The 7,403-nt window shown below is 61.7% G+C and carries 6 protein-coding genes and 1 pseudogene; 1 reads left to right on the forward strand and 6 read right to left on the reverse strand.

The annotated features are described in order from the left end of the window. Nucleotides 1-852, reverse strand: a complete 852-nt coding sequence (locus tag C0617_RS02040; RefSeq protein WP_291315353.1) for an HDOD domain-containing protein — start codon at nt 850-852, stop codon at nt 1-3. A gap of 310 nt (nt 853-1,162) precedes the next feature. Between C0617_RS02040 and C0617_RS02045 the strand changes: the two genes are divergently transcribed. Beyond that, complete coding sequence (locus C0617_RS02045; protein WP_291315354.1) at nt 1,163-2,812, forward strand: putative manganese-dependent inorganic diphosphatase; 1,650 nt, start codon at nt 1,163-1,165, stop codon at nt 2,810-2,812. Here C0617_RS02045 and C0617_RS02050 read toward each other — a convergent pair. The 5 genes and pseudogenes from C0617_RS02050 to C0617_RS02070 all read right to left on the reverse strand — a co-directional run. Next, complete coding sequence (locus C0617_RS02050) at nt 2,802-3,413, reverse strand: DUF502 domain-containing protein (protein ID WP_291315355.1); 612 nt, start codon at nt 3,411-3,413, stop codon at nt 2,802-2,804. The two genes, C0617_RS02045 and C0617_RS02050, sit on opposite strands and share 11 nt — an antisense overlap. Before the next feature lie 250 nt (nt 3,414-3,663). After that, nucleotides 3,664-4,281: pseudogene (locus C0617_RS02055) on the reverse strand (hypothetical protein); the annotation flags it as partial. A gap of 591 nt (nt 4,282-4,872) precedes the next feature. Further along, nucleotides 4,873-5,319 carry an SseB family protein gene (locus C0617_RS02060; RefSeq protein ID WP_291315356.1) on the reverse strand — a complete coding sequence of 149 codons (447 nt, stop codon included), beginning with the start codon at nt 5,317-5,319 and terminating at the stop codon, nt 4,873-4,875. Nucleotides 5,320-5,422: 103 nt separating this feature from the next. After that, nucleotides 5,423-5,845: an SseB family protein gene (locus C0617_RS02065; RefSeq protein WP_291315357.1), complete on the reverse strand. Its 423-nt coding sequence runs from the start codon at nt 5,843-5,845 to the stop codon at nt 5,423-5,425. A gap of 954 nt (nt 5,846-6,799) precedes the next feature. Next, on the reverse strand, nt 6,800-7,403 hold a 604-nt coding region (locus C0617_RS02070; RefSeq protein ID WP_291315358.1), incomplete at its 5' end, for a response regulator transcription factor.

The following is a 7,403-nucleotide window of genomic DNA, read 5'->3' on the forward strand; positions in this document are numbered from 1 at the left end:
TCAGGCCAGAAACAGGCTTCGCTCCTCATGAAAGAGGTGGATGAACTCGTCGAGGAGCGGCTCCAGCTCCTCCATGGTCAACCCCAGCGATCGGGCGGCATCGGTCGAAGGCAAGTCTATTTTCACCTTTTTCTGCCTCGGCCCGATGCCGAAATAGCGGCAGAATTCGGCCCCGAGACTGACCGTGGCGGCCAGGTGGAACACCTCCGGGTCGCTTTCCCGAACCGATTCGAAATCGTGATGGTGCCGGACCACGGAGACCAGGCGGGGCGGGAAGTTCCAGTGTTCGAGCAGGGCGGCGCCGACCATCTCGTGAGAGAAGGCGAAGAGGGCCCTCTCGCCGTCGTGGAGGGGGACCTCCCCCCGCTCGTGGAGCTTGACCACCTTGCGGTACAGGTCCCGGTCCCGGTTGAGCATGATGGTCTTGCCGATGTGACGGAAGAGCCCGGCGACAAAGGCTTCTTCGGGCGGGGCGCTGGAGAGGCGCTCCGCTGCCAGGCGCGCTCCGACTGCGCACCCTACCGAATTTTCCCACAACCAGCGCTCGAGCAGGCCGTGGGATTTGTTGACATTGCGCAGGCTGATGTCCATCACCGCCCTTTTGAGGTTGTTTTCCCCGATGACGATGATCGCCCTCTCCAGGGTAGTGATCTGCCCGAGCTGACCGTAGAGGGCCGAGTTGGCCATCTTCATGATCTTGGCTGTTACCGCCGGCTCGACGGAGACCAGCTTGGCCAAGTCCTTGACCGACAGGTTGGGATTCTTCAGCTCCTTGAGGAGTCTGGCGGCCACGGCCGGCGACGGCGGCAGGTCGCCCATGCTGGAGGCAATGATCTTGAAATCTTGGAACATATAATTTCCCTGCCCCCTCTGCTCTTTCAGGAGGATTCAAAATACGGTCTCGGGATGCAAAGGGGCGGCTCCGGCCGGGGCCGCCCTCGACAAGTTGCATGTCTATGTCTTCAGAACGTCAAAAGGTTCTTGAAGGGAGCGGGCCGCCACCGAAGAAGATGCGGGCCCGTCAACTTTCGACAACCATACATTCCCGCCCGGGACTGGTCAATGATTTGAACACTTTCCGTTGGAGCGGGAGAGCAATTGTGCTAAAGAGTGTGACGGCCGACCAGAGAACCAACAACCTCCGGCCACAGGGAGGATCCTTATGCGCAGCGAAACCGTCTATGTCGTCGGGCACCGCAACCCCGATACCGATTCGATCTGCTCCGCCATGGCCTACGCCCGGCTGCGACAGCGCCAGGGGGCGGAACATGTCCGCCCGGCCCGGGCGGGGAATCTGAACCGGCAGACCGAATTCGTCCTCGGCGAGCTCTCCCTGCCGGTTCCACCGCTCCTGGTCGACGTCCATCCCCGGGTGCGGGACGTGATCACCGAACACGTGGTGACGATCCCGGCCGGCGCCCCACTCTCGTTGGCCATGGAGCTCTTCCACCTCCATGACATCCGCCAGCTGCCCGTGGTCGATGACGACGCTCGCCCGGTCGGCCTCCTCGTCCTGAAGCGGATGACCGAGTTCGTCCTCGTCCCGCGACGCCAGGACGAGATCCGCAGGGTGCTGGCCTCTCCCCGCTCCATCCGGGCCTGCCTTCAGGCCCGGGCCCCGATCGAGCACGAGCCCGAAGCCGTGGAAGAGCTCAATCTCTACGTCGGCGCGATGGCTTCCGGCACTTTCCGCCAAAAAATCCAGGGACGCGATCCGCGCTCCATGGTCCTGCTCACCGGCGACCGGGAGAATATCCAGCGCGAGGCGGTCGAAATCGGAGTACGGGTCCTGGTCGTCACCGGCGGCCTTCCGGTCTCCGAAGAGATTCTGGAGACGGCCCGGCAGCGAGGGGTGACCGTCCTCACGACCCCCTTCGACACGGCGACGAGCGCCTGGCTGACCCGGCTCGCCACCCCGGTGGGAAAGCTCGTAAAAAACGACTTTATCGCCGTCGGTCTCGGCGAGCGGGTCGACGACCTGCGCCTCAAGCTGCTCCACGGGACCGACCCCGGGGCGATCGTCCTCGACGGCGACGGCCGGGTCGCCGGGATCGCCACCAAGAGCAACCTGCTGGCCCCCTCCCCCGTCAAGCTGATCCTGGTCGACCACAACGAGCTCTCCCAGGCCGTCCCCGGCGCCGACAAGGTGGAGATCCTCGAGGTCGTCGACCACCACCGTCTCGGCAACTTCCACACCGACCAGCCGATCCGTTTCATCAACCAGCCCCTCGGCAGCACCTGCACCGTCGTGGCGACCCTCTACCGCGCCGCCGGAATCGACCCCGAGCCGGCTGTCGCCGGGCTGCTGCTGGCCGGGCTCCTCTCCGACACGGTGATCCTCAAGTCGCCGACCACGGGCGAGCTCGACCGCGAGACGGCCCGCTGGCTCGGGGAGTTGTCCGGCTACGACCCGGAGGAGTTCGGCCGGCGCCTCTTCCAGGCCGGCAGCGCCCTGGCCGCCTACCCCTCCCGACGCGACCTGGTCCTCTCCGACTTCAAGGAGTTCGCCGCGGGACAGACCCCCTTCGGGGTCGGACAGGTCGAGGTGGTCAGCTTCGGGGAGTTTCTCGAACTGAAGGACGAGATCGAGGCGGCCCTGGCCGCGGTGAAAGAGGAGAAGCGCCTCGCCGCCGCCGCCCTGCTGGTCACCGACATCGTCCAGGAGACGAGCCTGCTCCTCGCCCTCGGCAGCAAGGAGCTGCCTTACGTCATCGGCTACCCCCAGGTCGGCGAGAGCCTCTACGAGCTGAAGGGGGTCCTGTCGCGCAAGAAACAGCTCGTGCCCCACCTGCTGAAGGTCCTCAAGGGGTGACGCCCGGAGGCGCCTGCTTGGCGGTCACGCCGGCTGTCAGAGTGAAGCGCATTGCCTCCTCCAGGGTCATGTTCACGGGGCGCACCGCGCTGCGGGGAGTCAAGACCGCGTATCCGCCGATCATGTAGCTCAAGGGGAGGTAGACCAGGACGCTGTCTTCCCCCCGGAAATCCTCCGGCAGCCGCTCCGGAACCGGCTGGGTCACGAAGCCGATCACCTCCATGCCGGTCTTGCCGATGGTCACCGCCACGACCTGCTTGAATTCCGCCTTGGCCGCCGGGGAAAAGTAATCGATGAAGTCGCGGATCGCCCGGTACACCGACTTGACGATCGGCATGTGGTAAAAGAGCTCCTCGCCCCGGGCGAAGATCCGCTGGACCATGTCGGTGTGCATCAGCAGCCCCACCACGAAGACCACGGCCAGTCCGGCCGCCAGCCCCATCCCCGGCCAGTACAACCCCTCCGGAAGGATCCACCGGATCATGCCCCCCAGCACCGACTCCGCCGACACCGCCAGCCAGTAAAGGATGTAGAGGGTGAGGACGACCGGCAGGATGGTTACCACCCCGGTCAGAATGTTTCTGCCGACAAATCGCACCATCCGGGTCACCTCCTCAGAAGCCAGAAGCCAGAAGATAGAAACCAGGAACCAATGGCACCCTTTGATATTCTGAACGGGACGGCCCATCTGTCAAATCAGGCAGGCGAACTTATCCCACGGAAATCGATCGCGAGAAATTTCTTCTCATAGGTTTCCTTTGCGCCTTTGCGTTCTTGAGTGAGTGAAGCGAACGGGCGTGAGGCCTATTTAGATTTCCATCGCCCATATCGCTCTGGAAGACGGCGAGGAGTCAATACAGGTTGTGCCGCAGAGCCGCGCCGGACAGAGACAGGAGCGCCACCACGACGGTGCGACCGGCCGCGTTGGAGAGTTGGTCCAGTTCCAGTTCGACCGCGCCCTCGGTCGGTTCGCTGCGCTTGATCCCCATGCTGTCGACGATCAGCCGATCCTTTTCGGCCCAGATCCATTCCCCTGGATTTCCCAGGACGTCGACCACGAGGTCCAGGTTGGCTTCATAGACATCGGCGTCAGCGCCGATTGCCACAAGGTCGGCCTCGATCTTATCGAGCCTCTCCTCCAGTTCCGGGACACAGGGTGAATCCTCTTCGGGGCAGTCGTCAAAGCCCCAGTTGCCGCGTTGCAGCAGGTCGAGTTTGGCCTGGAGCAGTTTCTGACGCCGCACCAGGTCTTCCCGCTTGTCCTCGACCAAAGTGATGCCGGCCAGGGCAAGAGTAAGCAGATGATCGAAAGCCCGGCGTTTGAGCAGGCGCCTGGTTTGCGCAAGGTCGGCGGCGGGGTCGCGCAGCAGGTGGCCCCCGAAGCTGACCGTCACCTGGGGCACATCGTGGACCAGCACCTCCCCGACCCGGTCAACGCCCAGAATCCCCTTCTCCTCTTTTTCCATCACNGGATCGCCGAGAAGAACCTTCTCCATATGCTCCGTCGAAAGGAAAAAGGATTTGAGCCTTGGGTCGCTGTCGTAGCGCAGCTGATCGATCCCGATGGGAGGAGCGAGGTTGTCGACCAGGGCGACCACGTGGTCCATCGCCTTCAGAACTGCAGGCCGCAACTTGCGCTGGTAGCCCCACATCCCCCGCAGCAGCGGATCGGTGCCGTCCACCGCCCTTTCGATCGCTTTTTCCACCAGTTCTTCGGGATAGCGATCCCGTGCAGACTCGTCGCCGAAGATCGATTCAAACAGTCCGAACATGGGGCCCTCCGAGAGGTTTTCCGGGTCGATCGTTTCCATCCATTGTAGCGGGTCGGCGGCAAGAGGCCAGAGTCCGGCGGCATGGGCGCGAAACGGTTGAGCCTTACCAAATGAAATAGAGGAAAGAACGGGGAGTTCTTTCCTCTATGGACCATCAGTCAGAATAGGAAGTTCTTGAAACCAGGGTTGCCCCCGGGTCGGTTCTACAGAATCGAAACGCTCCCGGGAAGACATCGGCATCTCCCGTCTTTTTCGGACCTGGCACGCAGGCCCTACCTGGAATTACCCTCAGGAGTTGAGAGCTTCCCCCCCGTTTTCACATCCGTTTTCAGCCTCGGCCTTGCAGCGCGAGACCACGTCCTTCAGCCAGGCGATCTCGTCCGGCGCGAACTGCTTGGAGTAGTCGGTGCCGATATTCATCGCCCAATAGAGTTCCGCCGTTGTCATCTCCGCGAGCACATGCCCCGGGAGCTGGACGCAGGGCGCCTCCTTCTCGGCCCAGTCGTTGAGGCGCTGCCGTTGATCGAAAAAGAGCAGATAGTCGGTGCCGTCATTTTCGATGATCAACGGCAATTCGGCCTCTTGCTCTTCGTTGTCCTCGTCCGTTCCGATGCTCTGGGTCATGGTGGGAACGAAGAAAACCGCATTGAGGAACAGGTCGTAAAAGCCCGACTGTGCTTTCTGGTCGTCGGGGTTGGCACGCAGGGTCTCCAGGGCTTTATCGAGTTCGGTCATGAAAATCTGCCTTTGTTGTGGGTTGGTTGGTGTCCGTAAAACGTGGAACGAAGACGGCGGTCGACAAACAAGGATCAGCAGACGTCCAGGCGCAGCAGGGACCTTATTCGCCGCATGCTTCAGTATCAGCCTTGCAGCGCGCGACCACGTCCTTCAGCCAGGTGATCTCCTCGGGCGTGAACTCCTTGGGCTGGTCAGTGCCGATATTCATCGCCCAGTAAAGTCCCTCGTTGGTCAGGTCCGCAAGCGCGTGGCCCGGCAGCTGCACACAGGGCGCCTCCTTCTCGGCCCAGTCGTTCAGGCGCTCCTGGAGATCGAAGAAAACCAGGAAGTCGGTGTCGTCGGTTTGGACGATCAACGGAAGATCGATTTCCTTTTCACCACTGCCCTCCTCGGCGACGACGGACTGTCTCATGGTAGGGACGAAGAATATCGTGTTGAGGAACAGGTTGTAAAAGGCGAACTGGGCATTCGTATCTTCGGTGTTGGTGCGCAGGGTTTCGAGGGCCTTGTCAATCTCGGTCATGAAAAACGTCCTTTGTTATGGGGGGAGGATTTCGCAATAGGCGACGCCCCACAACATAACAGATTGGACCCTCTTTTGTCTCGGTTCGTGACGGGAACTGAAAAAAAGAGGTCTCCGAGCCCCGTCAGCCCGGCCCCGGACTTCCGGATCAGGCCTCGGTCCCATCACTGGCCGCTTCGAAGCTCCGGACCCACTCCGCCATCTTTTCCCGGATCGCCTCCAGAGTTTCGTAAGAGATCTCGGGAAGTTCTCCGCCCCAGGCCTCTTCGGCCTGGCGGAAGCCCTCTTCCACGCCGGTCATGATCGCCTCGAAACGCNCGACAACCCGGTCAGCTGTCTGCTCGACCCCGAAAAAGCCGTCTTCGGCGACGAGGTCCTGCGCCTCCTCCGGCGTCAGTTCAGTCAGTTCGGTTTCAATCCCCTCGATGCTGACCTGGGTCGACACCCCCTGCTTCTCCAGGGTGGTCGCGAAGAATTCCTTCAGGATCTGCAACTGGGCGTCAAAAGAAAGGGCGGTCCCGACGGGCTGGTAAGTAACCGCCTGGGGTTCCTCTCCCGCCAGCGATACCCGGTCGCCCGCACCCACCGGCTTATCAAGTTGCTGCGGATCTTTCGGTCCCTGTTGATCCTTGGTGAAATCGATTTTTTGTCCCGATAAAACCTGGCTGTTGATTCCCTTCAACATGAGCCTCTCCTTTTCCCTCCCTGGGGAGATTAACGGTCCGATTTGTCTGGACAAAGAACTCCATCTCACTTATCGGCAGGGAGTCGGATAAACTTTAGAATGACCGTCTTCGGATGGCTCGAAACATTGCCGGACCGGGGCCGGCCGTCAACCAAAGGCCCAAGACCAATAGGCCATTGGACACGGATCAAATCTGATGACATTCGATTTTAAAAACCGGGGCCTGGAGCTGAAAGGAGTCTTTGGGAAGTATTGAAATAAGGTTGTCTTCAGGGATTTTCGGATGGCTGGAACCGGTATCCCACCCCGTGCACCGTGAGCAGAGACTGCGGAGTGGCCGGGTCCGGTTCGATCTTCTTGCGCAACTGGGCGACATGCTGGTCGAGGGTTCTCGTCGTGCCGAAATAGTCGACGCCCCAGGCTGCATTGAGCAGATCGTTGCGGGAGAGGACTTCATTCGGCCGCGCATGGAAAATTTCCAGCAGCTTCATTTCCCGTGAGGTCAGGCTGTGCGATCGCTCGCCGACCGTAACCTGGTAGGTCTTGCGGTCGACCAGGGCCCGGCCGACCCGGAAGGTGTCCGGACAGCTCGCTGCCGGCTCCGGCCGATGGTTCCGCGAACGGCGCAGCACGGCGGCGATCCGCGCCCGCAGCTCGTGCAGACCGAAGGGTTTGGTGACATAATCGTCCGCCCCGAGTTCGAGCCCGACCACCTTGTCGATCTCCTCCCCCTTGGCCGTCAGCATGATAATCGGGGTGAGGCTGTCACTTTTACGGATTTCGCGGCAGACATCGTAGCCGCTCATCTCCGGCATCATCACATCGAGCAGAACCAGGTCGGGCCCCTCCCGGCGGAAACAGTCCAGGGCCTGC

Origin of the sequence: Desulfuromonas sp. (assembly GCF_002868845.1) — a bacterium.
Lineage (GTDB): Bacteria > Desulfobacterota > Desulfuromonadia > Desulfuromonadales > BM501 > BM501.